Origin of the sequence: Nocardia sp. NPDC051321, assembly GCF_044455225.1 — a bacterium.
GTDB lineage: Bacteria > Actinomycetota > Actinomycetes > Mycobacteriales > Mycobacteriaceae > Nocardia.
Genome location: NZ_JBITEM010000004.1, coordinates 116,826 through 143,458, shown reverse-complemented (window position 1 = coordinate 143,458; position 26,633 = coordinate 116,826). Strand labels below are relative to the sequence as shown.

Below are 26,633 nucleotides of genomic sequence, written 5' to 3'. Positions count from 1 at the left end.
CCGTAGAGTGCGCGACGTGCGAGCGAAGCCGGAACGAGTACTACCCCAACCGCGCGGGCGCGGTTTGCGGAACCGGCCCTGGCAGGATTACGCCCTGTTCTTGGTATTGGTGGTACCGAATCTCGCGCTGCTGACGCTGTTCGTCTATCGGCCGTTGATCGACAACATCCGGCTCTCGTTCACCGACTGGAACATCTCCGACCCAGTGGCCACCTACATCGGGGTGGACAACTACACCGAGTGGTGGGGCCGGTCGGATTCCTGGGACATCGTTACCAACACAGTCGTTTTCACGCTGGCCGCAGTGGTCGGCAGCATGGTGCTCGGCCTCGCGCTTGCCATGCTGCTGGACCGGAAGCTGTTCGGCCGCAACGTGGTCCGCTCGGCGATCTTCGCGCCGTTCGTCATCTCCGGCGCCGCCATCGGTGTGGCCTTCCAGTTCATCTTCGATCCGAGCTTTGGCCTGGTGCAGGATGTGCTCGGCCGCCTCGGCGTGGACAACGTCCCGGACTTCTACCAGAACCCGCACTGGGCACTGTTCATGGTGACGGTGACCTACATCTGGAAGAACCTTGGCTACAGCTTCGTCATCTATCTGGCCGCGCTGCAAGGGGTTCGGGCCGAGCTGATGGAGGCGGCCGAGATGGACGGCGCGAGCCGGTGGACCACCTTCACCAAGGTGTTGCTGCCGCAGCTGCGCCCGACCACGTTCTTTCTCTCGATCACGGTGCTGCTGAATTCGTTGCAGGTCTTCGACATCATCAACGTGATGACCCGCGGCGGGCCGCTCGGCACCGGCACCACCACGATGGTCTACCAGGTGTACGAGGAGACCTTCCGTAACTTCCGCGCCGGGTACGGCGCGACGGTGGCCACCATCATGTTCGTGGTGCTGTTGGTGGTCACGCTGGTGCAGGTTCGCGTCATGGATCGGAATGAGCAGTGAAAAGCGCAGGCGCTGAAATGAATACCTACCGGCGGCGCCAGCGCGGGGTGATGCTGCTCGGCTACGCCGCCATGGTGTGCGTGCTGATCATCGTCGGCGTTCCGCTGTTCTGGATCATCATCACCTCGGTCAAGGACCGTCCGGACATCTACGTGCAGCCCGCGGTGTACTGGCCGCACAGCTTCCATCCGGAGAACTATCAGGACGCCACGACCAAGCTGCCGTTCTGGACCTTCTTCCGCAATTCGGTGATCGTCACGGCGATCATCTCCGCGGTGAAGTTCGTGCTCGGCGTCCTGAGCGCGTATGGGCTGGTGTTCCTGCGGTTCCCCGGCAAGTCGGTGGTGTTCCTGGTGATCATCGCGGCGCTGATGGTGCCCAACCAGATCACCGTGATTTCCAACTATGCGCTGGTCGCCCAGCTCGGCTGGCGAAACACACTGGTGGGCATCATCGTTCCGCTCTGTGGCGTCGCCTTCGGCACCTTCCTGATGCGCAACCACTTCCTCTCGCTGCCGTCGGAGGTCATCGAGGCCGCCAGGATGGACGGCGCGAACTGGTGGCGGCTGCTGGTCAAGGTGGTGCTGCCGATGTCGGGGCCGACCATGGTCGCCTTCGCGGTCGTCACGCTGGTCAACGAGTGGAACGAATACCTCTGGCCGTTTCTGATGGCCGACGGGCCCGAGGTGGCCACGCTGCCGGTCGGCCTGACCCTCTTGCAGAACACCGAGAATCCGAGCGTCACCAACTGGGGGCCGGTGATGGCGGGCACGCTGCTGACCATGCTGCCGATTCTCCTGGTGTTCCTGCTGCTGCAACGCCACATGATCAAAGGCCTCACCTCTGGTGCGGTCAAAGGTTAGATACAGGAGAAAATCACGTGTCCACTTCTCAGTTCCCAGCGCTGTCCCGGCGCGGATTCATCGGGCTGGCCGGCGCCGTCGCCGCGGGCGCGGCGCTGACCGCGTGCGCGGGCAGCGGCGGTGGCGCCAAGCAGTCCGGCGATTCCAACACCATCAACTTCTGGTCCAACCACCCCGGCAGCTCGAAGGATCAGGAAGCCGAGCTGATCAAGCGCTTCCAAGAGAAGTTTCCCGACCTGAAGGTCAACCTGATCGACGCGGGCCGCAATTACGAAGAGGTGGCGCAGAAGTTCAACGCGGCCCTCACCGGCGGCGAACTGCCCGATGTCGTTGTGCTGTCCGATGTCTGGTGGTTCAACTACGCGCTCAACGGCACCATCGAGCCGCTGGACGGACACTTCGGCGACGCGGGCGTGAAGCTGGACGACTACGTCGACTCGCTGGCCGCCGACTACCTGTTCAACGGCAAGCACTACGCGCTGCCGTACTCCCGCTCGACACCGCTGTTCTACTACAACAAGGACGTCTGGGCGAAAGCCGGTCTGCCGGACCGTGGTCCGAACAGCTGGCCGGAGTTCGACGAGTGGGGCCCGAAGATCCAGGCCGTGGTCGGCGACGGCAAGCTCGCGCACGGCTGGGGCGATGCGAAGAACTACCTTGCTTGGACCTTCCAGGGCCCGAACTGGACCTTCGGCGGCGCCTACTCAGATCAGTGGAAGCTGAAGTTCACCGATCCCGGCTCCATCACGGCGGGTCAGTTCTTCCGGGACATGATCCACACCAAGAAGTACGCGGGCATCAAGCCGCAGATCGCCGTCGACTTCGGCACCGGCGTGATCGCCTCGACCATCGCCTCCACCGGCGACCTCAAGGGCATCAAGCAGAACGCGGAAGGCAAGCTGCAATTCGGCACCGCGAACCTGCCGCACCCGAACGGGCCCGGCGTCACCACCGGCGGCGCCGGTCTAGCGATCCCGGCGAAGATCTCCGATCAGCGGAAGGTGAACGCGCTCAAGTTCATCGAGTTCATCACCAACGCCACCAACACGGCGTACTTCTCCCAGGCCACCGGGTACATGCCGGTGCGCAAGTCGGCCGTCGCCGATCCGAGCGAGCAGGACTTCCTGGCGAAGAACCCGAACGCGAAGGTCGCCATCGACCAGCTGCCGCTGACCAAGTCGCAGGACTACGCCCGGGTGTTCGTGCCGGGCGGTGACCAGATCATCGGCACCGGGCTGGAGCAGATCGGGCTGCAGAACGCCGACCCGGCAACGGTTTACGCCAATGTCACCAGTCAGCTGCAGGCGATCATCGACCGCCAGATCACCCCGAAGCTGCCCAAGTAACACCCGCACCCCGGTGGCGGCCGCGCTGTGTGGCCGCCACCGTGAGTTCACACGAGGAGATCGACGCCCATGGCCACAGTGCAGTTCGACGGGGTGACACACCTGTATCCCGGTGCGCCGACACCGGCCGTCGACAGCCTGGAAATCGACATCGCCGACGGGGAATTCATCGTTCTCGTCGGGCCATCGGGTTGCGGCAAGTCGACCAGCCTGCGCATGCTGGCCGGGCTGGAATCGGTGGAGGCCGGTCGAATCCTGATCGGCGGCAAGGACGTCACCGGTCTGCCGCCGCGGGCCCGCGACGTGGCGATGGTGTTCCAGAGCTACGCGCTGTACCCGAACATGACCGTCGCGGAGAACATGGGCTTCGCGCTACGCAACGCCGGCATCAGCAAGGCCGACACCCTGGTCCGGGTGCAGGAGGCGGCGAAGATGCTCGAACTCGAGCAGCTGCTCGATCGCAAACCAGCGAAACTATCTGGCGGACAACGGCAACGGGTCGCGATGGGCCGGGCGATCGTGCGCAGGCCGCAGGTGTTCTGCATGGACGAGCCGCTGTCCAACCTGGACGCGAAACTGCGCGTGAGCACCCGGTCGCAGATCGCCGCGCTGCAGAAGCGGCTCGGCACCACCACGGTGTACGTCACCCACGATCAGGTGGAGGCGATGACCATGGGCGACCGGGTCGCGGTGCTCCTCGACGGCAAGTTGCAGCAGATCGCCGCGCCCCGTGAGCTTTACGACAACCCGGTGAACACCTTCGTCGCCGGTTTCATCGGCTCGCCGGGCATGAACCTGCTCGAGGCGCCGGTGCGCGACGGCGAAGCGGTGCTCGACGACCTGCGAATTCCCTTGCCACGCACCGTAAAAGCGGACGACCGGGTGATCGTCGGCATTCGGCCGGAATCGTGGGAGGTGACCACCGAAGACAGTGGCCTCACGGTGGCCGCCGAACTGCTAGAAGAACTGGGCGCGGAGTCCTTCGTCTACAGCCACGGCATCGCCGCGGACTGGAACAGCCGCTCCGGCAAGGTAGTTGCCCGCGTCGACCGCCGCTTCCAGGTGACCCTCGGCGATCAGCTGCGCCTGCGCCCCAAACTCGACGACGTCTTCTTCTTCGACGCCCAGACCGAGCAGCGCCTGCACTGACCGCCTTTTCTGATCCGCACCAGTGCGACTGATCCGCTGCGCGTCAGGCCCGCAGTGCACTCATGCTGCGAGTTTACTGCTGCCGGGGGTCAGGTCACCAGATCTTGACGCGCTCTGCCGGGTCCAGATACAACGCGTCGCCCGGGGTGACGTCGAACGCCTCGTGGAAGCTGTCGATGTTGCGGACGACCGCGTTGCACCGGAATTCGGGCGGCGAGTGCGGGTCGACGGCGAGGCGGCGGATGGCCTCCTCATTGCGGGCCTTGGTGCGCCACACCTGAGCCCAGCCGTAGAAGACCCGCTGCAGACCGGTGAGGCCATCGAGCTCCGGTGCCTCGGCGCCGTCGAGGGAGATCTTGTAGGCCTGTAGCGCGATGGATAGGCCGCCGAGGTCGCCGATGTTCTCACCGATGGTGAATTCGCCGTTGACGGTGTGCTCGTCGGGCAGTTCCTTCGGCGAGAGCACGTTGTACTGGTCGATCAATGCCTTTGTCCGCTTGCCGAATTCGGTGCGGTCGTCGTCGGTCCACCAGTCGACCATGTTGCCGTCGCCGTCGTACTTGGCGCCCTGGTCGTCGAAGCCGTGGCCGATCTCGTGGCCGATCACCGCGCCGATCCCGCCGTAGTTGGCGGCGTCGTCGGCATTCATGTCGAACATCGGCGGCTGCAGAATCGCGGCGGGGAAGACGATTTCGTTCATGCCGGGGTTGTAGTAGGCGTTCACGGTCTGCGGCGTCATGAACCATTCGTCGTGATCGACCGGGCCGCCGAGCTTGTTCAGGTCGCGATCATGATCGGCGGCATAGCCGTTGCGGTAATTGCCGACCAGGTCGGACGGATCGATGATCACGTCCGAGTAGTCGCGCCACTTGTCCGGGTAGCCGATCTTCGGGGTGAACTTCTCCAGCTTGGCAAGCGCGGCCGCCCTGGTGTCGGCGCCCATCCAGTCCAGCTGGGCGATATTGCGGCGGTAGGCCTCCTGCAGGTTGGCGACCAATTCCACCATCCTGGCCTTGGCCTGCGGCGGAAAGTGTTCGGCGACATACAGTTTGCCGACCGCCTCGCCGAGCAGATCCTGCACCAGCGTGACGCCGCGCTTCCAGCGCTCCCGATTTTCCTGGGCGCCGGTCAGCGTGCGGCCCGCGAACGCGAAGTTCTCCTCGATCAGAGCATCGGTGAGATACGGTGCGCGCGAACGGATCAGCCGCCAAGCCGCCCATGCCTGCCAGTCGGCCAGCGATTCCGCGGACCACACTTCGTTGAACGTGCTCAGGTAATCCGGCTGGCGAACAATAACTTCGGCGAACAGGTCAGGGCCGGCACGGTCGACGCCCTCGGCGAGCGCCGAAGTCCACGCTGCCCAATCGAATTCGGGGTAGTCGGCGACCAACGCGTCGAAGGTGGTCGGGTTGTAGCTGCGTTCGGCGTCGCGGCGGCGTACCACGTCCCAGTGCCCGGCCGCGAGCTTGCGCTCCAGCTCGAACACCCGCTGCCCGACCGTGTCCAGATCCGGCGGGAGCAGCGCGGCGATCCGGGGATCCGCTGCGGTCAGCGCGAACATCCGGCCGATGTGGGCAACATATTCGGCACGGATCTCAGCGGATTCGTCCTGGCGGTAGTACGACTCGTCGGGCAGCCCGATGCCGGACTGGGAGGCATGCACCAGGTAGCGGGTGGAGTTCTTGTCGTCGGTGTCGACGTAGAAGCCGATGGCGCCGCTGACACCGGTGCGCTGCAGTCTGCCGAGCAAAGCCGCGAACGCGGTGCGGTCGGTGATCGCGTAGATGGCGGCGAGCTCTGCCGAGATCGGCGCGAGCCCGGCGGCGGCCACGGTCTCGGTGTCCATGAAACTGGTGAACAGATCGCCGATCTTGCGGGCATCGCTGCCCGGCTCGGCCGCCTGGGCGGCCGCGTTCTGGATTATTACCTGCACGTCGCGCTCGGCCTGGTCGTACAGCGTGCGCAGCGCACCGTCCACCGCGCGATCGGCTGGTATCTCGTGGTCGGCCAGCCATTTGCCGTTGACATGCGCGAACAGGTCATCCTGCACCCGCACGCCCTGGTCGAGATAGGACAGATCGATACCGGAGGGACTGCTCAGCTCGGAGGTCACGACCTCCAGTATGCCGACGATGAACGAAAGTCGGCCCCCGGCCGCGAACGGCCGGGGGGGAGCGGTCAGTTGTCCAGGAAAATCAGAGCGTCGTTCAGACGGTGAGTGCGATGCGATCGAACTCGCCATCGCGCGCGCCGAGCAGGAATGCGTCCCACTCCTGCGGGGTGTAGCTGAGGACCGTGCCGCCGTGCCGGAGCACGGTGTGGCCGTCGGCGGCGGTGTGCGCGGTCAGCGCGCCGGGCGTTCGGCCCGGCGTGTGGAGCGCGTCGAGGAACGCGGTCCATTCCCGTGCGGTGATGGTGATGATCGGTTCGTCGGCGGGATGGTTGGCAGGATCGCGGCGGTATTTGCTGTCACGGACGAGCACCGCGTCACCATCGAAGCGGACCTCGACACATTGGTTGCCGTTGTTCGATCGAGTCGACCGGAACCAGTCGGTAGAAACCGACCGGGGAGTAACGGTGGTGGCCATGGGCAGGATTTTACACTCCGGCATACCGTCTGATCAGGGTCGATGACGCGACACGGTCCAGCGATTGCTCTTGTGCGCGAACGTAAGCAAAGCTCAGATCGCGGACCAGTTCCGGGTCGTCGACCGCGCCGCCGAAGACGGCGCTTTCCGCCCAGCCGAAGGTCGGCAGCTGCTCGCCTGCGAAGTCGATCAGGTGGAAACTCGACCCACCGAGCACCGCGCCCGCGGTGGCGGTGAACGGGATGACCCGCACCTCGACGGTGTCGAGCTCGTCGATCAGCTCGGCCAGATGTGTCAACTGCGCGCGCAGCACGTCGGGGCCGCCAGTTTGCTGCAAAAGAGTGCCCTCGCCGATCACCGCCGTGAGCTCGACCGGCTCCGCACCGCGCAACCGCTCCTGCCGGTGCAGCCGAATCGCGACCAGCTGTTCCACCTGGACCGGGCGGATCATCACGTCGGCGCTGATGAGTGCGCGGGCGTACGCCTCGGTCTGCAGCAGGCCCGGCACCACCAGGCTGTCGTAGCTGCGGATGCTCTGCGCACCGTATTCCATGCCGTACAGCCGCTGCAGCTCGGGACCGATCAACGCGGACGACCTGGTCCACCAGCCGCGCTGCTTGCTGGCGTCGAGCAGGGCGAGCAATTCCGCGCGTTCCTCGGCCTCCACCTCGAGCAGCTCGAGTACCGGGCCGATGGTGTTGGTGGTGAGCACGCGGCGGCCCTTCTCCACGTGCGACCAGTTGGCCGGGGTGAAACCGACCCGTTTGGCGAAACCCGCCGAATCGAAGCCGCGCTGTTCGCGCAGCTCACGCAGCCGCAACACCAGTTCCCAGCGGGCAACGGCGGGCGAGACGGGTGCCATGACAGGCGATCGTACGCGGGGTGGACTCACCGGCGTGTGACTATTGTCAACCCAGTTGTGCGGCATTAGGGTCGGGTCTCAGCGGTCGATTCTCTCCCCCTTCACGCGATCCACCCGCATCGAGGCGAGGTTCGTCATGAGTTTGTCCCGCACTGAACCAGGCAGTTTCCCGGCGCCCTCCGATTACACGACGATGCAGGACGCCATTGCCCGCTGCCGCCGCTACCGCAAGGACCACAGCCTGTACGGCGTCGTGGATCCCGTGCTCGGCCGCATCATGCTGGAGGTAGGCGCGGTCGGCGCCGTTGTCATGCCCGCCGCGCTGGGCCGCCGAGTTCGGCTGCGGCTGACCGAGGAAGCACCCGACGGTCCGGCGGGCCCGATCGTCGGGCATCCGCGCTCGGACCGGTGGACCTTCCTGACCGGCCCGACCGACAACTCCTATCTGGACACCGAGCTGTTCGCCGACCTGTTCCGGGTCTGCGCCTCGGTCGCGTTGCCCGGCAGTCACATCGTGCTGCCCTCGCCGACCGACGAGGGCAGCGGCTACCGCAAGTGGATCGCCGTGCCCGAGCGCGACTTTCGCCCGGAAATGGGCGACGTGCTGGCCGCTACCCGGGCCTGCGCGGCGATCAGCGGGGAGTAGGGGCACGTGAGGGAGCGTCAGCGAGCGAACCAAAGACACAGCGCGGTGCTCGCGCCCTCGCCGGAGCCGAGCGCTAGCGAGGCGTAGGCGGGGGCGCGAGCGTGACGCTGAACTTGTCCTCGAGCCGCTGATTCCATTCGCTCTCGCACTGATCGATCTTGGACTGGTCGCCGCCCGCCTTGTTCACGCAGTCGACGAAGTCCTTGCCGCCGCTGTTGACGAAGAAGCTGTAGCCGACGACGGTGACCACGATGGCACCGATCAGGCCGAGCGCGCCGAGGATCAGGCCGGTGATCGCCAGGCCGGCGCCGCCCGCCCGACCCGACCGGGTCTTCACCAGCGCGACGATGCCGAAGATGATCGCGAAGGCGCCGAACAGGTAGCCGCCGACCAGCGTCCAGAAGCTCAACAGCGCCAGGATGCCGAGGACAAGCGCGGTGATCGCCAGGCCCTTGCCCTTCGGCGACTCCTGCCAGTACGCGGGCTGACCGGGTTGACCGCCCGGCGGCGGGTACCCGGGGGGCGGCGGGTACTGGCCGGGAGGCGGATATTGCGACATGGACTTCCTCTCCGTCGGTGCCTCGCGCCGCCCGATCCGGACCAGGTGGTCCGGCGGGTGCGCGGGGGATCGCCTACTGATCGCCCGCGCTACGGGCGGATGTTAATGCGAGGTATGCCCATTTTGTCGCACCCCGCCGGACTCTGTCGGCTGGACGCGCCTGGCCGGCCCGAAAATTGGCGGCCGCCCTACTGGGCGCCGAGGCGGGCGTGCATCTCCCAGACCAGGATTTCCGATGGCCTGCGGGCGATCACGCGCTGCCCACCGGTTCTGGTCAGCCGGACCGCGTCACCCTCGTCCAGGATGCCGACACCCTCCATCTCCACCTCGCCGTTGGCGACGAAGACGTGCAGGTAAGGGGCATCGGGCAGGTCGATTGCCTGCTCGGGATCGCCGGTCATCCTGGCCACGTGGAACGCCGCGTGACTGCTGTTGATGGCGATGGCTGTTCGGTCGCGATAGCGCGGCAACCCCGCGGCCACGGTCACCAGGCCGCCGGTGGCCAGCGCCGCATCGATCTCGAGCTGTTGATAGCCGGGCGTCAGACCTGGCTCGTCGGGGACCACCCACATCTGCACGAAATGCACCGGCTCGTCGTGTTCGGCGCCGTCGATCCGCCACGCGTCGTTCTTCTCCGAGTGCAGGATGCCGGTGCCCGCGCTCATCCGCTGCGCCAGGCCCGGATAGATGATGCCGCTGTGGCCGAGCGAATCCTGGTGTACCAGGCTGCCGCCGAGCACCCAGGTGACGATCTCCATGTCCCGGTGCGGATGCGTGTCGAAGCCCTGACCGGGAGAGACGACGTCGTCGTTGTTCACGAGCAGCAGGCCGTGGTGGGTGTTGTCGGGATCGTAGTGCTCCCCGAACGAGAACGAATGCTTCGAATCCAGCCAGGACACCCGCGTCTTCATACGGTCGCCTGCTCGATGGACGTCGATGTGGGGTGTCATGAGCGAACGAAGTGAGCGAGTCATGTCACAGCGTGCGGCGCGCGAGCCGGAGCCGAGCGCCGGCGAGGCGCAGGCTTGAGTGTGGACATCAAGGTCCTCCTCTCGGGACCGTGCACCGATCACCTTTCAGGGTAGGAGCACACACGGCGCGGTACTCCACATTCCTAGTAAATTGTCCTGCACTCGGCATTTTACGCGAGCGACCAGCGGGTGAACGTCAGGCGAGCAGAACCAACCGGTACGTCGAGACGGCGGGTGATTACCGCACGCGCCGGTACCGGGCCCGGTCCGAATTCGTAAAATGATGCGCCGCAATGCAACCGGAGGTGACCAGGAGATGCGACCCGAGACCCTCGCGCGCATCGAGCGACAACTCCGCGGCGAGGCCCGTCGCGACGGTATCGCGCATTTCGTCGTGGGCGTCGCGGTGTTCCGCGACCGCAAACTTCTAGTGGTCCGCCGGATACCGGACGACTATCACGGCGGCATGTACGAACTACCCGGCGGCGGAGTCGAATCCGGCGAGACCTTCGCCGAATGCGTCGAGCGTGAGCTGTTCGAGGAGACCGGCCTGCGGATGCGCAGCATCACCGACTTCCTCGGCGGCATCGACTACGCCACCAGAACCAAGTCCAGGGTGCGCAAATACAGCTTCGTGGTGGACGTCGAACCGGGCGAGGTCGCGCTGGAACCCGGCGAGCACGACGCGTTCGCCTGGATCGACGCCGACGCCCTCGACGCCTTGCCGATGGCACCGGAAATGCGCGAGGCAGTCAGCGCCCTGGTCACCGAATCGCGCTGATTCGGCGCGTCGGCGCCCCGACCAGTACCCTCGCGGCGTGTCCACTGGTCGCTCGGAGAGCTCCATTCCCTCGGACGAGCGGCCGGAGCCGCTGTGGACCGCGTTACGCGAGAGCCCGGGTGTGGTCCGCCTGGCCATTGTGCGGTTCATCGGGCAATTCGGCGACGGGATGTTCCAGGCGGCGCTGTCGGGGGCGATTCTGTTCAATCCCGAGCGGCAGACCGATCCGCTGGCCATTGCCGCCGGATTCGCGGTGCTGTTGTTGCCGTATTCGCTGATCGGACCGTATGCGGGTGCGCTGCTGGATCGCTGGGATCGGCGCACGGTGTTGCTGGTGGCGAATGTGGCGCGGGCGGTGTTGATCGTCGTGGTGGCCGCGGGGCTGCTCGCCGGTATCGGGGAGACGCCGCTGCTGTTGCTCGCGCTGGCCGTGGTGGGGATCAGCCGGTTCGTGTTGTCGGGTGTGTCCGCGGCCTTGCCGAGGGTGCTCGCCCAGCACTGGCTGGTGCCGATGAATTCGGTGCTCGCGACGGTGGCCTCGGGTTGTGCCGGGCTCGGCGCGGCCGCCTCGGTGGCGGTGATCGGGCTGATCGGCGCGGGAGATTTCGCCTCGGCGGTCGCGGTCGCGGTGAGTGGCATCGGGTCGGTGATCAGCGCGCTGCTCGCGGCCGGGTTCGCGCCGCGGGTGCTCGGACCGGACGCGGGCGCGACGGCGAACGAGAGCGCGCTGCACGCCATTGCCACCGGGCTGCGCACCGGTGCGACGGCGGTGTGGGAGTCGGTGCAGGTGACCACCGCGATGCTCGGCATCGGGACGCATCGAATCGTGTTCGGCCTCAACACCTTGATCATGGTGCTGGTGTTGCGGCAGGCGCCGACGGATGGTTCCGGGCTGAACAGCGGGCTGCTCGGCTTCGGCGTGGCCATTGCCGCCACCGCTTCGGGCATGCTGGTGGCGGCTATTGTTGCGCCGCTGCTGATTCCGCGGCTCGGCCGGTCGAAGACGGTGCTCGCGGGTTTGCTGACCGCGACCGTGGTGCAGTTGACACTGGTCACCCCGATCGCCGTCGCGGACGCGGGGTCGGCGGTGCCGCGGGCGCATCATCTCTTGCTGGCCGGGGCGTTCCTGCTCGGTCTCGCCGGGCAGACGATCAAGTTGACCGGCGACGCGACGATGCAGATCGATATCGACGACGCGCGGCGCGGACAGGTATTCGCCTTGCAGGACACGGTGTTCAATATCGCGTTCATCCTGGCGATTGCCGCTGCGGCACTGGTTATCCCGGACGACGGCCGGTCATTGCCGGTGATTGTGGTTGGCGCCGGAATCTATTGCGCGGGTATTGCCGCCATCGCGCTCAATATGCGGCGGCGGACCATCGGCGCAGCGCCCACGGATATTCGGTGACGTTCGAATTCAGGTGATGATCGGCTCGTCGTCGAGGTGGCGCCCGGTGGGATTCATCCACTGGCCTAGGTAACCGGGTAGGTCGTCCGGCGGACGGTGCGACGGCGGCGCGTCGGTGAGCGACGGATGAACGATCGGCGGCAACTGGTCGGCGTCGAAATCCGATGGCGCCGAGCTCGAATCCGGCTGTGCGGCATAGTGCTGCTCGGCCTCCTGGTGATCGGTGCGCACGATCCAGTCCAGCGGTTCGCTGACCGCGTCAGAAGCGGTCCCGGTGATCTGGTGGTCCCAGGTGCCGAGCCCGCCGGGGTCGGTATAGAAGTGGTCCAAGACGCCATCGTCGTCCAGGTCCAGGGCCGCCACCTCGGCGATGCCGGAACCACCGGAGTCCCACATGGCGTCGTCGGCTAGGCCGTCGCCGTCGAAGTCGAGGCGGATCGCGTCGGCTGCGGCCGGTCCGGCCAATTCCAAATCGGCCGGGCTGTGCCAGACGTGCACCGTGCCGTCGCCCGTACCGAACACGTACTCGATCTCGTTCATATGTGTTTGGACGCGCGCGAGCGACATTCGGTTCCCTATTTCTCCCACGATATTCCGGTACGGTCGTTTCGCTTCAGCCCGATTCGACAGGAGTCAGCCAGCCATGGGTTTTCCGGCGAAGAACCCCGATAATGCGCGAAACCTACTAGACGGGTGGGTAACTGGGTCAGTTCCGCGCACTCGGATCGCCGAATAACCAGGCCCGCCCGACGTGCCGCGCCACTTCGGAAGCCGAACACCGTGTGCACCGGCGTTGTTCGGTGTCTTGCTCGGCGGGTTGCTCACCCTCCCGGTACCTGCCGCACAGGCGGCCCCGTTTCCGTGGGCGCCGTCGCCGGTGAACAGCTGCGGCGAGGTCGGTTTCGATCCGCTGAATCGCGAACCCGATCCCGCGCTGCCGCCGCCACCGCCGGTGCTGCTGACGGACCGGATCGATATCCCGGTGCCGATTCCGCAGCTCACCCCGATCACCGTGCCCGGCCCCGCACCGGACAAGACCAGGATCGACGCCGGACCGCTGGCCGCCGATCCGTGCCACACTCCCTGCCCGGACATCCGCGATATCGCGAAACCACCTGAGCAGGACCCTGATCCGCGTCCCATACCGGAGACCGGCAACCGGCCGAGTTCGGGTGATCCGATCAAGGTTCCGCACATCGAGTTCAAGCCGGAGATCGAGCCCATCCCGGTACCGGTGCCCGGCGGCCCCGGCGTCGAACCGCAGCCGGCGCCACCGCCGGTGGTGCACCCCGCCGAGCCGGGTCCACCGGCCGCCGCGGTGGCCGCACCGCGCGTGACGTCGGTGGGGCTGGCGGGCCAGATCACCGGGCACGGCTCGCAGAACCGTACCGATGTGCGCTGGCAGGTGGACGGCACCGACCTCGGCGTGATGTGGGAAACCAAGCCGGGTGAGGTCGCCGTCGCCTTCGGCGACACCTTCGGCAAAGGCTGGCAGGTCGGCGGCGCCGGGCACGACGACCAGGATTGGCGCAGCAATGTGCTGGGTTACAGCACCGATCACGAGCTGTCCGACGGCCTTTCGCTGGACAACATGGTGCAGGACAGTCGCTGCCACGCCGCCGAGATCCTGGACAGCCGCAAGCTCAAGAACTGGGAGACGACCATCATTCCGACGTCCGGCTTCGCGCTGGGCGATCGCCAGTATCTGAGCTACATGTCGGTGAATCGGTGGAGTCGGATCCCCGGCCTGTGGTCGAACAACTATGGCGGGCTCGCCTATTCCGACGACGACGGCCGCACCTGGACCAAGGATCAGCATGCCAAGTGGGACAACCTGTTCGGCGTCGGCCGGTTCCAGGTCACGGCGATGGTGCCGCAGGGCGACTACGTCTATATGTTCGGCACGCCCAACGGACGGGTCGGCGTGATCGGGCTGGCCCGAGTGCCGAAGGACGATGTGCTCAACACCACGGCCTACCAATACTGGGTGAACGGCAGCTGGGCGCCCGCTGCCGAAAACCAGGCGACCCCACTGGTTCCCGGCCTGGCCGGCGAGGTGTCCGTGCGCTACGACCAGGACAACGCGCAGTGGCAGATGGTGTACCTCGACTCGGCCCGCGGTGCGATCGTGGTGCGCAACGCGGCGGCCCCGCAAGGCGGCTGGACCGAGGCGGCCCCGTTGCTCTCCACCACCGACTATCCGCAGGCTTACGGCGGCTTCATCCACCCGTGGTCGACCGGCAAGGACCTGTACTTCACCATGTCGTCGTGGGCTAGCTACAACGTGTATCTCATGCACGCCCAGCTGGATTCGGCGAACTGAGCTAGTCGGTCTCGACGAACCGAACGAAACGGCCCGCGCGGATCAGCGCGGGCGGATCGCGGTCCACATCCCACATCCGCAGGTCCGTGGTTCCGATGAGGTGCCACCCGCCGGGAGTGCTGCGCGGATACACGGCCGAATATCCGCCGGCCAGCGCGACCGCGCCCGCCGGGATGGTGGTGCGGGACTGTGGTCGGCGCGGCACGGTCAACCGGGCATCGGGTGACTCCAGATAGCCGAAGCCCGGGGCGAATCCGACGAAGGCGCATCGCCAGACCGTCCCGGTGTGTTCGGCGATTACCTCGGCCTCGGTCCGGTCGAGTAGTCGCGCGACCTCGGCGAGATCGGCACCGTCATAGCGCACCGGAACCAGCAGCGGATCGTCCGGAGATTCGTTGTCCGGCAGTGTTCCACGGGAAACAATGTCCGAATCCTGCCTCGCCGCGGACCGGTGCAGTTCGCGCAGCACAGTCAGGAGCTCCTGGCGGACGGAGTCCGCGTGCTCCGGCGAAAGCAGTGTCACCAGAACGGTTTCCGCGGCGGGCAGCACGTCTTGCGCCCCCGCCGGTGGGTGGACGCGCAGGGCCGCAACAAGTTTAGCGACGTCGTCGTGGCGGGACGGCAGCACGAGCAGTGCGCCATCGCCTGCCGCCCGGATCAGCCGATCCGGGTCGAAGTCCGCCGGTGCCGAATCGCCATTCGCCGCACGGCTGCCGGTCATGCTCAGCCGAACGATTCGACCGGCACACCGACCTCGTCCAGGGCGGTGCGGATGAGCCGGGCCATCTCCACGGCGGCGGGGGTATCGCCGTGCACGCACACGCTGGCCGCGCGTACCGCGACCTCGCCGGAGCCGTCGACCGTGCGCGCCGTGCCGGACATGGCGATCGAAACCGCCTGCGTGACGGCCTCATTGGTGCCGAGGACCGCACCCGGCAGACCGCGCGCGGCAAGCGTGCCGTCCGGTGTGTACGCACGGTCGGCGAATCCCTCACCGACGAAACGCACCTTCGCCGCCTCGGCGGCATGCTCCAGCTGAGATCCGGCGGGACCGAGCAGTGCCAGCTCCTGGTCGTAATCGACCATCGCGGCCAGCACCGCGTCCGCGAGCCCGCGCGCACGCGAGGCCGAATGATAGAGCGCACCATGCGGTTTCACGTACCGCACCCGATCGCCCGCCGCCTTGGCGAACGCGTCGAGACTGCCGATCTGATACAGCACCTCGTCACGCAGTTCGGCGGGGTCCATCGTCACCTCGCGACGACCGAACCCGGCCAGATCGCGGTAGCCGACATGCGCGCCGATCCGCACCCCCTTCTGCACAGCGAGCCCGCAGGTCCGGCGCATGATCGAGGGGTCGCCCGCATGGAACCCGCAGGCGATGTTGGCGCTGGTGACGATGTCCAGCATCGCGGCGTCGTCGCCCATCTTCCACGGACCGAAGCCCTCGCCGAGATCACTGTTCAGATCCAGCGGCATATGCACCCTTTCCGTGGCGGTATATCGGAGACAGCACCCCGATTGTCGTTGTGACTGCGTTCTGCAAGCAAGAATGCCCGGTCAGCGGGTAGTCCGGCGGCGGCAACGCGACCTGAGTCACAGCACGATGGTCCCGTTCCGCGTCGGCAAGTACGCTCGGACCAATCATGGCCACGTATTTCGATCCGAAGTCCTGGTCGCCGCTACGGGCCGTCGATCTCGGCAAGCGCCTGTTCGAGCAATCCTGGCTGGAGCAGTGGATCACCGTCACCACCTCGTGGGTGGACGCGGGCGCCGACCTCGGCGCGGGCACCGTCACGGCGCTGATGCCGGACGTCCTGATGACCGTGCTCAGCGAGGGCATCCTCAGCCGGTTCGGCGGACAGGAAGTCAGCGCGACCCTGCTCGGCCACGACGTGCACGCCACCCTGCAGGTGCTGAAGGTCCGGCGGCGCGGCGCGCACTTCCAGACCAAGACCGTGCTGTCCCGGTTGCGCTGGGACGACCATCCGATCGAGGCCGTGACCGTGATCGCGCACGGCGTCCGGTTGATTCCCGGCGTGCCGACGAAGGTGCGGGCCGCGCGGCTCGACCTGGAGGGCACCGTCACCACGGCGGCCCTGGTCGGCTGGATCAACAGCCAGCCGCTGGACTGGGCGCTCGACATCGACGACAGCGGGCTGATCCGCGCCAGACACCGGCGCCGACGGCTGACCGCGCTGGTGGACGCCGCCGTGACGGACAATCGCGTCACCGTCGACGTGCACCGGGCCACCTGGCTCGGCCTGCGGCTGCCCCGGCGGATGATCGGCGCACCGGCGCTGCTGCTGGAACACCTACCGCATCAGGCGCGCATCGTGCACGCCACCCGCGACGGCGACCTGGTCCGCTTCCGGATCGAACTGCCGGAGATCACCGGGTCGTTCGATCTGGCGCAGATCCGCTCCGCCATCGTCACCGGAACGACGCTGATCGTCTTCTAGCCCTGGGCTTTCCACCACTCCTGCAAGGCCGACTCCGCCTCGTCGCGGGTCATCGGGCCGCGATCAAGGCGCAACTCCTTGAGGTATCGCCACGCCTTGCCGACCTCGGGTCCCGGTGGCAGGCCGAGCAATTCCATGATCGCGTTGCCGTCCAGATCCGGGCGGACCTTGGCCAGATCCTCCTGCTCCTGCAGCGCCGCGATGCGCGACTCCAGGTCGTCATAGGTGCCGCGCAATGCGGCGGCCCTGCGCTTGTTGCGAGTGGTGCAGTCGGCGCGGACCAGTTTGTGCAGGCGGGGGAGCAGCTCATCGGCATCGGTGACGTAGCGGCGCACCGCGGAATCGGTCCACTGGCCCTTGCCGTAGCCGTGAAACCGCAAGTGCAGGAACACCAGCCGGGCCACGTCCTCGGTGAACTGCTTCGGGTACTTCAGCGCCCGCATCCGCTTACGCACCATCTTCGCGCCGACCACTTCGTGGTGGTGGAAGCTGACACCGCCGCCCGGCTCGTTGCGCTTGGTGTCCGGCTTGCCGATGTCGTGCAGCAGCGCGGCCCAGCGCAGCACCAGATCCGGATCGCCCTCCTCTAGATCGATGGCCTGCTGCAGCACGGTGAGCGAATGCCAGTAGACATCCTTGTGCTGGTGGTGCTCGTCGATCTCCAGCTTCATCGCGGGCACCTCGGGCAGCACCCGCTGGGCCAGCCCGGTCTCGCACATGATGTTGATGCCGTCGATCGGGTGCGCGCCGCCGATCAGCTTGTCCAGCTCCACCCGGACCCGCTCGGCGGTGATTCGATCGATCTGGTCGGCCATCGCGGTGATCGCCGCGTGCACCCTCGGCTGCAGTTCGAAGCCGAGCTGGGAGACGAAACGGGCGGCGCGCAGCATCCGCAGCGGGTCGTCGTTGAACGAATCCTCCGGCGCCGCAGGGGTATCCAGCACGCCGGCCAGCAACGCGTTCATCCCGCCGAGCGGGTCGACGAACTCCAGCGCACCGTCCGCGCCGATCCGGACGGCCATCGCGTTGACGGTGAAGTCGCGGCGCACCAGGTCGTCGTCGAGATTGTCGCCGAAGGTGACCTCGGGATTGCGCGAAACCCGGTCGTAGTTATCGCTGCGGAATGTGGTGATCTCCAGTTGCTGGCCGCGCTTGGACCCGCTGACCGTGCCGAACGCCAAACCGCCGGTGTCCCACAGATGATCGGCCCAGCCGCGCAGCAACTCCTGCACCTGCTCGGGCCGCGCGTCGGTGGTGAAGTCCAGATCGGTGCCGAGCCTGCCGAGCACCGCGTCGCGCACACTGCCGCCAACCAGGTACAACTCGTAGCCCCGCGCCGCGAACATCTCGCCGAGCGGTTCCAGTACATCCGACAGCCTGCCAAGCGTCACCGCCGCGGCAGCCAGCAATCGGGTACGTCTATCCAGCTCTGCGTCCTCGGACTCGGTCGAAACCACGAATCAGCAGCTTACCGAGTCTGATTTGCCGCCCCCGCGGCGCTGCGCGTTCGCGGCCCCGGGGAAGGCTCCGCTCGAACCCGAGGTCTGCCGACAGGAGCGGGCCGAATATCGATGGCCGACCGAGACAGCCGAGTTCAGCGCCGCGACGAAGATTCGGCAAATGCGCACAGTAGGATGTTTTGGTGTCTCCGGCCGATCGCGCGAACAGTCGACGCCGCCAGCCTCGGCGCCGCGGTTCGGCCGCCAACGCGGCGAAACCGCGCATGCGCACGGTACGGGAAACCTCAGCTGGCGGGCTTGTCGTCGACGGCTTGGACGGTCCGCGAGAGAAACGCAGCGCGGCGCTGATCGGGCGGACGGACCGGCGCGGGCGGTTGCTGTGGTCGCTGCCGAAGGGGCACATCGAGGAGGGGGAGACCTCCGAGCAAACCGCGATCCGTGAGGTTGCCGAGGAGACCGGCATCAACGGCGTGGTGGTCGCCGAACTCGGCAGCATCGATTACTGGTTCGTCACCGATGGCCGGCGGGTACACAAGACCGTGCACCATTATCTACTGCGTTCCACCGGCGGCGAACTGTCCGACGCCGACGTGGAGGTCACTCAAGTGGCGTGGGTGCCGTTGAGCGAGTTGAATTCTCGACTGGCGTACGCGGACGAACGCCGCTTGGCCGAGGTGGCGAACAAGCTGATCGACCGGATGGAGACCGGCAAGCGATGACCCAAACTTTTCGGCGTCGCGCTGCGATTCCGTGGGGGGTGGTGGCCGGCCCAGCACTGTTCCGGATCATCGTGGCCGTGCTGATCACCCTGGGTTCGGCCCTGACGATGCCGATGCTGATGTCGAGCGCGGCGCAGGCGCAGCCCACCGGTACCGGGACGACGTCGGGGCCGAAATTCCTGAAGCTGTCGCTGGATTCGGTGACGCCGACCGCGGTCACCACGACCACCGATTCGACGCTCACGGTGTCGGGCTCGATCATGAATATCGGCGATCGCATGGTCAAGGACGTCACCGTCCGGGTGCAGCGCGCGGCCGCCGTCGCGGCACCGCGCGACCTGCGCGCGACCTTGCTGCAGGATCAGGTCAACTACGAGGTGAACGGCGACTTCGAGGACGTCGTGCCGCAGCTCGACAAGGGCGAGCGCACCAAATTCACCGTGACCATCCCGCTGCGTCCCGGCGAGAGCGCCACCAAACGCGCACTGAATATCAGCGAACCGGGCGTGTACCCGCTGCTGTTGAACGTCAACGGCAAACCGGACTACGGCAGCCAGGCTCGGCTCGACGACGCCAGGTTCCTGCTTCCGGTGCTCGGTGTGCCGCCCGTGTCGAAGGGCACCGAGGCGCCGGACGCGAGTCAGGCGGTGACCGCGCCGACCGACGCGCCGGTGGCGACGACGATGCTGTGGCCGCTGGCCGACCGGCCGCGCCTGGTCGGCGGCATTCCCGGATCGGCGCAGGGGAAGGTCGAACTCACCGACGACGAATTGGCCGCCTCGCTCGCCAAGGGCGGGCGCCTTGACCAGCTGCTCGGCGCGTTGGAGACGGTGTTCGACACCACGCCGACCCGCGACCGCGCCCTCGCCGCCTCGGTGTGCCTCGCGGTCGACCCCGATCTGCTGGTCACGGTGCAGGCGATGACCAACGGCTATCGGGTGCTGGCCAGCCCCTCCGATCCGGACGGTGCGACACGGCCTGGTACCGGTGCGGCCCAGGCACAGACGTGGCTGGATCGGTTGCGCGCCCTGGCCGGGACGATGTGCACCGTGGCGCTGCCGTTCACGCAGGTCGACCTCGACGCGCTGGCCGCGGTGAACGATCCGGACCTCTCGGCCAGGGCGATGAACGCGCCCGCCGAGCTCATCGACTCGATTCTGGCCACCAAATCGGTGCGCGGCGTGAGCCTGCCGGATTCCGGCAGCATCGACAACGGTGCGGGAATCTTGTTGCGCAGCCACGGTTTCAGCACGGCGGTGCTGGCCGACTCCGCCGTCACCCCGGAAGGCACGGCGGGTACGGCCGAGGCTGCGGCGCCGGCCACCGGGCGCGGCGACCGCAAGAACCAGCCCGCCTCGAATCAGACCACGTCGAGCCAGACCTCGGATGTCACCGACCCCGACATCGTCCGACTGCCCGCGGTCACCGCGGCCGTGCCGCCGCCCGCCGCCAATCCGTCGGCACCGAACGGGAATCCGGCGGCCCCCCCGGCCGTCGATCCGTCATTGCGCGTCGCGTCGTTCGACATCTGGTCGGCGACGGCGCTCGCCGCGCTCGGCTCGAACCCGCCGACGCCCTCGTTCACCCCCGCCAAGGTCCGCTACGAGGTCAGCAACGACTCCCGCGTCGCCCGGCTGCAGGACGCGATCGGCGCTATCTCCTGGTCCGCGCTGAATCCGCAGCCGAATCAACCGCGTTCCTTACTACTGGTCCCGCCGCAGCAGTGGAGCGCGAGCAAGGACGAGGGCACCACCCTGCTGCGGCAGATCGAGCTGCTGGTGCGTAGCAATCTCGCGACGCCGCGATCGTTCCAGGACCTGATCCAGCAACCCCCGGACCCGCAGCCCTACGAGCTCGACTACCTGCCGCAAGCCGCCGCCGACGCGGTGCCGGACCGGTTCGTCGCGCCGGTGGGTGCGCAGGGCCACCGGATCAGCGAGCTGATGCGCGCCCTGGTCGATGTGCCCGAGGCCGATCCGACGCCGCGCCAATTCCTCGATCCGCTGCGTGACGACCTGATCCGGGTGCTGAGCCTGTCCGATCGGCGGACCGGTGACGCCGACCAAGCGGATACCTTCGCGCAACGACGGCTCGATCAGAACACCCGGGCGCTGGACAACATCTACCGCTCGGTGACCGTGCTGCCGCCCGGCGGTGTGTACACCCTCGCGTCCGAGCAGAGCCCGTTGCTGCTGGTCGCGCGGAACAATCTGCCGGTGTCCATCCGGATCAAGTTCCGCATCGAGGCGCCACACGAGGCGAAGATCACCGACCTCGGCGAGCAGCAGCTGCCGCCGAAGGGGACACGCTCGTTCCAAATCCCGACCGAGGTGAGCGACAGTCGTAACCTGGTGATTCCGATCTCTCTTACCACACCGGACGGGATCCCGCTGGGGAATGCCACCTCGGTTTCGGTGCGCTCGAACGCCTATGGTCAAACCCTGGCAATAATTACCGCATGTGCCGGAGTACTGCTGTTCCTGTTGGCTGGGCGCCGCTTGTGGCGCCGGTTCCGTGGCCAGCCGGATCCGGCCGACGAAGGCTTTGATCCAAGCACCCGACGCCGGGTCAATCGGTACCGGCGTGCCAAGAACCGAGTCATTCAGCAGGAGCAGCAGGAGGCACAGTGAGGGACGGTGAGCTAGCGCCCCCTGGTGTCTCCCGATCGATCGCCCGGCATGATTCGGCCCCTCGGAGACCGGCCGCGTCTACCGGATTTGGACGTCCGACAAACCACAGTGGCAGAGTGGAGGACAATCGCGGAAGGCTCGCGTCGGCGCAGGGGCGGTGTGAGTAATGGGCAGTACCAGGAGGAACGGTGAGCGATTCAGCCTTGACGCCGCTCGCCGAGCCGACCGGGATCCACTGCCTCTCCGGGCGCAGGAGGCATGATGAGCGACGATGACTCATCGGCGCATCGGCCTCGATCCGATCGGCGAGACGGGCCACCGGCCCGTCGGGCGCCGGTTGCGCCGTGGGAACGGCTACCGCCGGCGGAGACCGAGGACCCGGACATGAACGCCGGCCCTTACGAAGCGCCCTCACCCCGAGTGCCGCACATCAGCAGGCCCTCCGCGCCGCCACAGCCATGGCCGGGCCAGCGCATGCCGCCTGGGCCACCCCAGCGGCCGCCGGCTCCGCCGCAACGACCCGCACCCGCACCACATCCGGGGCAGCGGCAATATCCGGCGCCACCGCCACCGGCGCAGCCTCGCCCGATTCCCCCCGCTCAGCGGCCAGGACCGCCGCCAGGTCAATCCGGTGCGATCCCGGCCAGCCCACCTCGTCCCGCACCAGGTCAATCCGGTGCGATCCCGGCCAGCCCACCTCGTCCCGCACCAGGTCAATCCGGTGCGATCCCGGCCAGCGCACCTCGTCCCGCACCAGGACAGTCCGGCTCGATTCCCGCCAGCCCGCCGCGTCCCGCACCAGGTCCACCCGGTGCGATGGCGCCTGGCGCCCCACGCCCGGCGCCGCCGCGCCCCGCACCCGGACAGTCCGGGCCGATCCCGATCGGCGCACCCAGACCCGGCGAGTCGGGCCCGATACCCGCAGGGCCGCAGTCCAGCCGGATGCCACCGCCGCGATACGCCCCACCGCGGGCCCGGCCGGAGCCGTACCCGCCACCGCGCCGGGCGCCCGCAGCCCTCGCCGAGCCTGCCGAGGTAGGTAACCGGCCGCGGACGCACGAGTTCCCCGCCGCAACGAAGTCGGCCGAGAGGACGAATTCGAGCGCCCGGCTGCTGAGCGACTCCGGATCGATGGCGCTCGTGACCCTGCTCAGCCGGATCACCGGCTTCGGTAAGCAGCTGCTGCTGCTCACCGTGCTCGGCCCGGCCATCGCCAGCGCGTTCACCGTGGCAAGCCAGATCCCGAACATGATCTCCGAGCTGGTGCTCGGCGCGGTGCTCACCGCGATCGTGGTGCCGACGTTGGTGCGAGCGGAACAGGAGGACCCCGACCACGGCGAGGCCTTTGTGCGCCGCCTCGTTACCGCGGCGTTCGTGGTGCTCGCCACCGCGGCGCTGCTGGCCACCGCCGCCGCGCCGCTGCTCACCACATATGTGTTCCTGTCCGACGATGGCAAGGTCAACACCGGGCTGACCACGGCACTGGCTTTCCTGCTCTTGCCCGCGATCCTCTTCTACGGCATGTCCGCCCTGCTGACGGCCATCCTGAACACCCGTCAGCAGTTCAAGCCCGGCGTGTGGGCACCGGTCCTGAACAACCTGGTCGTACTCACCGTGCTGGGTCTGTATGTGCTGATGCCAGGAGAGATCAGCCTGAACCCGGTGCGGATGGGCGAACCGAAGCTGCTGGTACTCGGCGTCGGTGTCACGCTCGGCGTGGTGGTGCAGGCACTGAGCCTGGTGCCCGCGATTCGCCGCGAGCACATCGACCTGCGGCCGCTCTGGGGTATCGACGCGCGACTCAAGCAGTTCGGCGGGATGGGCGCGGCCATCATCCTGTACGTCCTGATCAGCCAGGCCGGGTTCGTCTTCGCCACCCGCATCTCCTCGCATGCCGACGCCGCAGGCCCGGCGATCTACAACAACGCGTGGTTGCTGCTGCAGCTGCCCTACGGGGTGCTCGGTGTCACCGTGCTCACCGCGATCATGCCGCGGCTGAGCCGCAACGCCGCCGCCGATGACACTCCCGCCGTGGTCGACGACCTTTCCGCGGCGACCCGGTTGACCATGATCGCCCTGCTGCCGGTGGTCACCTTCCTCACCCTGGCCGGCCCACAGGTCGGCCAGGCGCTCTACGGATACGGCAACTTCGGGGGCGACGACGCCTCCCGCCTCGGTCTCGCGGTCAGCTGGTCGGCCTTCTCGCTGATCCCGTACGCGCTGGTGCTGATCCATCTGCGCGTGTTCTACGCCAGGGAACAGGCCTGGATCCCGACCTGGATCATCCTCGGCATCACCGCCGCCAAGATCCTCTTCTCGGCGATCGCGCCGATGGTCACCGACGCCGAGCACGTGGTGATCGCGTTGGGTGTCGCGAACGGCCTCGGGTTCGCGGTCGGCGCCGTGGTCGGCGGCTTCCTGCTGCACCGCAGTCTCGGCGATCTGCGGATGTCCAACGTGAGCCGGACGATCACCAGGGTCCTTTTCGCGTCGGTGGCCGGCGGTGCGGTCATGTGGATTGTCGACCGCGTGCTCGGACTCGACCGGCTGACCACCGCGTTCGGCGGCCCCGGCTCGCTCATCCGGGTCGCGATCACCGCGATCGTGATGTTCGCGGTCGCCTTCGGCCTGATGCGCCTGGCCGGTGTCCCCGAGGTCGTCGCGATCACCGTCGCGATCTCCCGTCGCCTCGGCTGGACCCCGCCCGCACCCGATCTCGATCTCGACGGTCCGGTCGACGATTACGCGACGACGGTATTGCGCAGGCCGGATCCGTATCTGGCATACCCTGGGTACGACCCGTACATGGATGCTCAGACCATGGTCTTGCCCGTGATCCGAGCCGATGCCGTTGACATCACCGGCATGGGCGAGTTCCCGTACCCTGTTCGGCAGAGAAGCACAAGTGGCGAAATCGCCGGAACCTCGAAGTACCAGGGCGAAGGAGGACCGAGGGTGAGCGACGACGCGGTGGGCGGCGTCCCAGCCGCTGATTCTTCGGCGAGCACGGCAGGCGGGTTGTCCACGGACGCTCCGTTACCCGGTGGCGAGCCGTCGGATCCCGCGTACGCGAACCGCGAGACCGGTACCGGTCCGCCGGATCACGACGCGGCCGCACCGGATCACGACGCGATCCCGCAGGGACCGCACGAGCGCCAGAGTCCGGTACCAGCACGCGATCCGATGTACGACACCGGGATGATCCCGATCGGATCGCCCGAGATGCCGCCGCTCGGTGGCGAGAACCTCGGCTCGCGGCGCACGCCGCGCGGTCCGAAGCTGATTCCGGGCGCGTCGGTGGCCGGTGGCCGTTATCGGCTGCTCGCCGGGCACGGTGGGGCTCGCGGCCTCAAGTTCTGGCAGGCACTCGATATAAAACTCGACCGTGAGGTGGCGCTGACTTTCGTCGACGCCGACCAGAAGTCGAGCGAGAACTCCGGGCACGACGGTCCGCAGGCGATTCTGTCCCGCACGCTGCGGCTCGGGCGGATCAACTCGCCGGGCCTGGCCCGGGTGCTCGATGTGGTGCGCGGCAGCTCCGGCGGCATCGTGGTGGCCGAGTGGACCCCCGGTCGCTCGCTGCGCGAGATGGCCGAAACCGTGCCGTCGCCGATCGGTGCCGCCCGCGCCATCCGCGCGCTGGCCTCGGCCGCCGAACTGGCCCATCGCGGCGGTGGATCGCTGTCCATCGACCACCCGGACCGAGTGCGGATCAGCGCGACCGGCGACGCGGTGCTCGCCTTCCCCGGCACCCTGGCCGATTCGGACGCGCAGTCCGATGTACGCGGCCTCGGCGCCATGCTCTACGCCTTGATCACCGCCCGCTGGCCGATTCGCTCCGGTGGCGTCACCGGCACCGCCGCAACCGTCGGAGGGTTGCGGCTCGCCGATTTCGGCCCGGACGGCACCCCGGTGGAACCGCGCCAGATAAGACCCGAGGTGCCCTTCGAGATCTCGGCGGTCGCGGTGCGGTCGCTGGAATCGAACAAGGGCGTGCGCACCGCCGCGACCGTGCAGCATGTGCTCGAGCAGGCGTCGGTGGTCGACCAGAAGACCGATTTCATTCCGGTGCTCCGGCTCGGTCAGCGTCCGCCGTCGGCACCCGACGAGTCGCTGGCCGACCCGGAACTGCTTGCGGCCGAACGCGAGAGATCCCAGCGCATGATGTGGATCATGGTCGGCCTCGGCATCTTGGCCGCGCTGGTGGTCGGCGTGGTGATCTGGTGGATGGTCAGCATCTTCGCGCCGGGCGCCTCGGACGCGCCGCTCAATGAACAGCGCAATATCGGCCTCACCACGAACAACAGCGCGCCGGCCGCCCCGGCGGCCGCCGCACCGACCCCCGGGTCGGGCGGGGTGCCGGTTCCGGTGACCGGGGTGTCGGTGTTCTCGCCGGAGGGCACCCCGGACGGCGTCGGCAGCGTCAACGCGGTGCTCGATCAGAATCCCGGCACCCTCTGGCGCACGGACCAGTACTTCCAGCAGTTCCCCGCGCTGAAGAAGGGCGTCGGGCTGCTATCGACGCTGCCTAGTCCAGCCAAACTGACGAACGTCTCGATCAACTCGCCAAGCCCGGGCACCTCGGTAGAGATCCGCACCTCGCCGACCGCGCAGCCGACCCTGGATCAGACCCAGCTGATCGGCTCGGCCAAGCTGGGCGACGGGGTCACCGACATTCCGGTACGCACCGATCAGGCCGCCCGCTACGTCCTCGTCTGGATCACCGGACTAGGCAACTCCGGTGGCCAGTTCCAAACCTCGATCGCGGATATACGTTTCGACGCTGCGCCCTAGCTCCACTGCCCGCCGCACGTGACGTGACACCGTGCAGGCCACGCGCTGACGCCCGCTACCGCGTCGCGCATCGAATCCCGATACCCCCGGTTTAGTTGCTGCCTAATCGCGAGTGACGATATGATC

The 26,633-nt window shown here is 67.5% G+C and carries 22 protein-coding genes; 12 read left to right on the top strand and 10 right to left on the bottom strand.

What is annotated here, in order from left to right:
• Positions 1-16 precede the first annotated feature (16 nt).
• From ACIA8C_RS10310 to ACIA8C_RS10295, 4 genes are all read left to right on the top strand, one after another.
• A complete protein-coding gene (locus ACIA8C_RS10310; RefSeq protein WP_397133061.1) occupies positions 17-946 on the top strand; it encodes a carbohydrate ABC transporter permease in 930 nt (309 codons plus the stop codon).
• A gap of 17 nt (positions 947-963) precedes the next feature.
• Entirely contained in the window at positions 964-1,809 is an 846-nt protein-coding gene (locus ACIA8C_RS10305) for a carbohydrate ABC transporter permease (protein ID WP_397133059.1), read from the top strand.
• Between the two features lie 17 nt (positions 1,810-1,826).
• Positions 1,827-3,155 (top strand): ABC transporter substrate-binding protein, encoded by a 1,329-nt coding sequence (locus ACIA8C_RS10300; RefSeq protein WP_397133057.1) that lies wholly within the window; start codon positions 1,827-1,829, stop codon positions 3,153-3,155.
• Between the two features lie 69 nt (positions 3,156-3,224).
• Positions 3,225-4,304 carry an ABC transporter ATP-binding protein gene (locus tag ACIA8C_RS10295; protein ID WP_397133055.1) on the top strand — a complete coding sequence of 360 codons (1,080 nt, stop codon included), beginning with the start codon at positions 3,225-3,227 and terminating at the stop codon, positions 4,302-4,304.
• A gap of 94 nt (positions 4,305-4,398) precedes the next feature.
• On the opposite strand, the gene ACIA8C_RS10290 is transcribed toward ACIA8C_RS10295, so the two are convergent.
• The 3 genes from ACIA8C_RS10290 to ACIA8C_RS10280 form a co-directional block, all read right to left on the bottom strand.
• The gene (locus ACIA8C_RS10290; protein WP_397133798.1) at positions 4,399-6,426 is read right to left on the bottom strand and encodes a M13 family metallopeptidase; all 2,028 of its coding nucleotides are present in this window, start codon (positions 6,424-6,426) and stop codon (positions 4,399-4,401) included.
• A gap of 85 nt (positions 6,427-6,511) precedes the next feature.
• Positions 6,512-6,892 (bottom strand): DUF397 domain-containing protein, encoded by a 381-nt coding sequence (locus tag ACIA8C_RS10285; RefSeq protein ID WP_397133053.1) that lies wholly within the window; start codon positions 6,890-6,892, stop codon positions 6,512-6,514.
• Between the two features lie 10 nt (positions 6,893-6,902).
• Positions 6,903-7,754 (bottom strand): Scr1 family TA system antitoxin-like transcriptional regulator, encoded by an 852-nt coding sequence (locus tag ACIA8C_RS10280; protein ID WP_397133051.1) that lies wholly within the window; start codon positions 7,752-7,754, stop codon positions 6,903-6,905.
• Between the two features lie 136 nt (positions 7,755-7,890).
• Between ACIA8C_RS10280 and ACIA8C_RS10275 the strand changes: the two genes are divergently transcribed.
• Positions 7,891-8,400: a hypothetical protein gene (locus ACIA8C_RS10275; protein WP_397133049.1), complete on the top strand. Its 510-nt coding sequence runs from the start codon at positions 7,891-7,893 to the stop codon at positions 8,398-8,400.
• Between the two features lie 73 nt (positions 8,401-8,473).
• Here the strand turns inward: ACIA8C_RS10275 and ACIA8C_RS10270 are convergent, their stop codons facing one another.
• Both ACIA8C_RS10270 and ACIA8C_RS10265 read right to left on the bottom strand, forming a co-directional pair.
• Complete coding sequence (locus tag ACIA8C_RS10270) at positions 8,474-8,959, bottom strand: DUF4190 domain-containing protein (RefSeq protein ID WP_397133047.1); 486 nt, start codon at positions 8,957-8,959, stop codon at positions 8,474-8,476.
• A 188-nt stretch (positions 8,960-9,147) separates the two neighbouring features.
• Positions 9,148-9,933: a pirin family protein gene (locus ACIA8C_RS10265; RefSeq protein WP_397133045.1), complete on the bottom strand. Its 786-nt coding sequence runs from the start codon at positions 9,931-9,933 to the stop codon at positions 9,148-9,150.
• A gap of 313 nt (positions 9,934-10,246) precedes the next feature.
• On the opposite strand from ACIA8C_RS10265, the gene ACIA8C_RS10260 reads away from it, so the two are divergent.
• Together ACIA8C_RS10260 and ACIA8C_RS10255 are read left to right on the top strand one after the other, a co-directional pair.
• Positions 10,247-10,711 carry an NUDIX hydrolase gene (locus tag ACIA8C_RS10260; RefSeq protein ID WP_397133041.1) on the top strand — a complete coding sequence of 155 codons (465 nt, stop codon included), beginning with the start codon at positions 10,247-10,249 and terminating at the stop codon, positions 10,709-10,711.
• 64 nt (positions 10,712-10,775) lie between these two features.
• Positions 10,776-12,119, top strand: a complete 1,344-nt coding sequence (locus tag ACIA8C_RS10255) for an MFS transporter (protein ID WP_397133796.1) — start codon at positions 10,776-10,778, stop codon at positions 12,117-12,119.
• A 9-nt stretch (positions 12,120-12,128) separates the two neighbouring features.
• Here ACIA8C_RS10255 and ACIA8C_RS10250 read toward each other — a convergent pair whose 3' ends face one another.
• A complete protein-coding gene (locus ACIA8C_RS10250; protein ID WP_397133039.1) occupies positions 12,129-12,686 on the bottom strand; it encodes a hypothetical protein in 558 nt (185 codons plus the stop codon).
• A 226-nt stretch (positions 12,687-12,912) separates the two neighbouring features.
• Here ACIA8C_RS10250 and ACIA8C_RS10245 point away from each other — a divergent pair, with 226 nt between their 5' ends.
• Complete coding sequence (locus tag ACIA8C_RS10245; protein ID WP_397133038.1) at positions 12,913-14,442, top strand: DUF4185 domain-containing protein; 1,530 nt, start codon at positions 12,913-12,915, stop codon at positions 14,440-14,442.
• Between the two features lies 1 nt (position 14,443).
• Here ACIA8C_RS10245 and ACIA8C_RS10240 read toward each other — a convergent pair whose 3' ends face one another.
• Both ACIA8C_RS10240 and ACIA8C_RS10235 read right to left on the bottom strand, forming a co-directional pair.
• Positions 14,444-15,163, bottom strand: a complete 720-nt coding sequence (locus ACIA8C_RS10240) for an allophanate hydrolase subunit 1 (protein WP_397133036.1) — start codon at positions 15,161-15,163, stop codon at positions 14,444-14,446.
• Between the two features lie 2 nt (positions 15,164-15,165).
• Positions 15,166-15,921, bottom strand: a complete 756-nt coding sequence (locus tag ACIA8C_RS10235; RefSeq protein WP_397133034.1) for a LamB/YcsF family protein — start codon at positions 15,919-15,921, stop codon at positions 15,166-15,168.
• 167 nt (positions 15,922-16,088) lie between these two features.
• On the opposite strand from ACIA8C_RS10235, the gene ACIA8C_RS10230 reads away from it, so the two are divergent.
• On the top strand, positions 16,089-16,904 hold the full coding sequence (locus tag ACIA8C_RS10230; protein WP_397133032.1) for a hypothetical protein: 816 nt from the start codon (positions 16,089-16,091) through the stop codon (positions 16,902-16,904).
• Here the strand turns inward: ACIA8C_RS10230 and ACIA8C_RS10225 are convergent.
• Positions 16,901-18,361, bottom strand: coding sequence for a CCA tRNA nucleotidyltransferase (locus ACIA8C_RS10225; protein WP_397133030.1), 1,461 nt, complete (start codon positions 18,359-18,361; stop codon positions 16,901-16,903). The two genes, ACIA8C_RS10230 and ACIA8C_RS10225, sit on opposite strands and share 4 nt — an antisense overlap.
• A gap of 185 nt (positions 18,362-18,546) precedes the next feature.
• On the opposite strand from ACIA8C_RS10225, the gene ACIA8C_RS10220 reads away from it, so the two are divergent.
• Both ACIA8C_RS10220 and ACIA8C_RS10215 read left to right on the top strand, forming a co-directional pair.
• Positions 18,547-19,083: an NUDIX hydrolase gene (locus ACIA8C_RS10220; protein ID WP_107659875.1), complete on the top strand. Its 537-nt coding sequence runs from the start codon at positions 18,547-18,549 to the stop codon at positions 19,081-19,083.
• Complete coding sequence (locus tag ACIA8C_RS10215) at positions 19,080-21,713, top strand: DUF6049 family protein (protein ID WP_397133028.1); 2,634 nt, start codon at positions 19,080-19,082, stop codon at positions 21,711-21,713. Before ACIA8C_RS10220 ends, ACIA8C_RS10215 begins: the two co-directional genes overlap by 4 nt.
• A 430-nt stretch (positions 21,714-22,143) precedes the next feature.
• On the opposite strand, the gene ACIA8C_RS10210 is transcribed toward ACIA8C_RS10215, so the two are convergent.
• Positions 22,144-22,521: a hypothetical protein gene (locus ACIA8C_RS10210; protein ID WP_397133026.1), complete on the bottom strand. Its 378-nt coding sequence runs from the start codon at positions 22,519-22,521 to the stop codon at positions 22,144-22,146.
• A 134-nt stretch (positions 22,522-22,655) separates the two neighbouring features.
• Between ACIA8C_RS10210 and ACIA8C_RS10205 the strand changes: the two genes are divergently transcribed.
• On the top strand, positions 22,656-26,507 hold the full coding sequence (locus tag ACIA8C_RS10205) for a murein biosynthesis integral membrane protein MurJ (RefSeq protein ID WP_397133024.1): 3,852 nt from the start codon (positions 22,656-22,658) through the stop codon (positions 26,505-26,507).
• Positions 26,508-26,633: the final 126 nt, after the last annotated feature.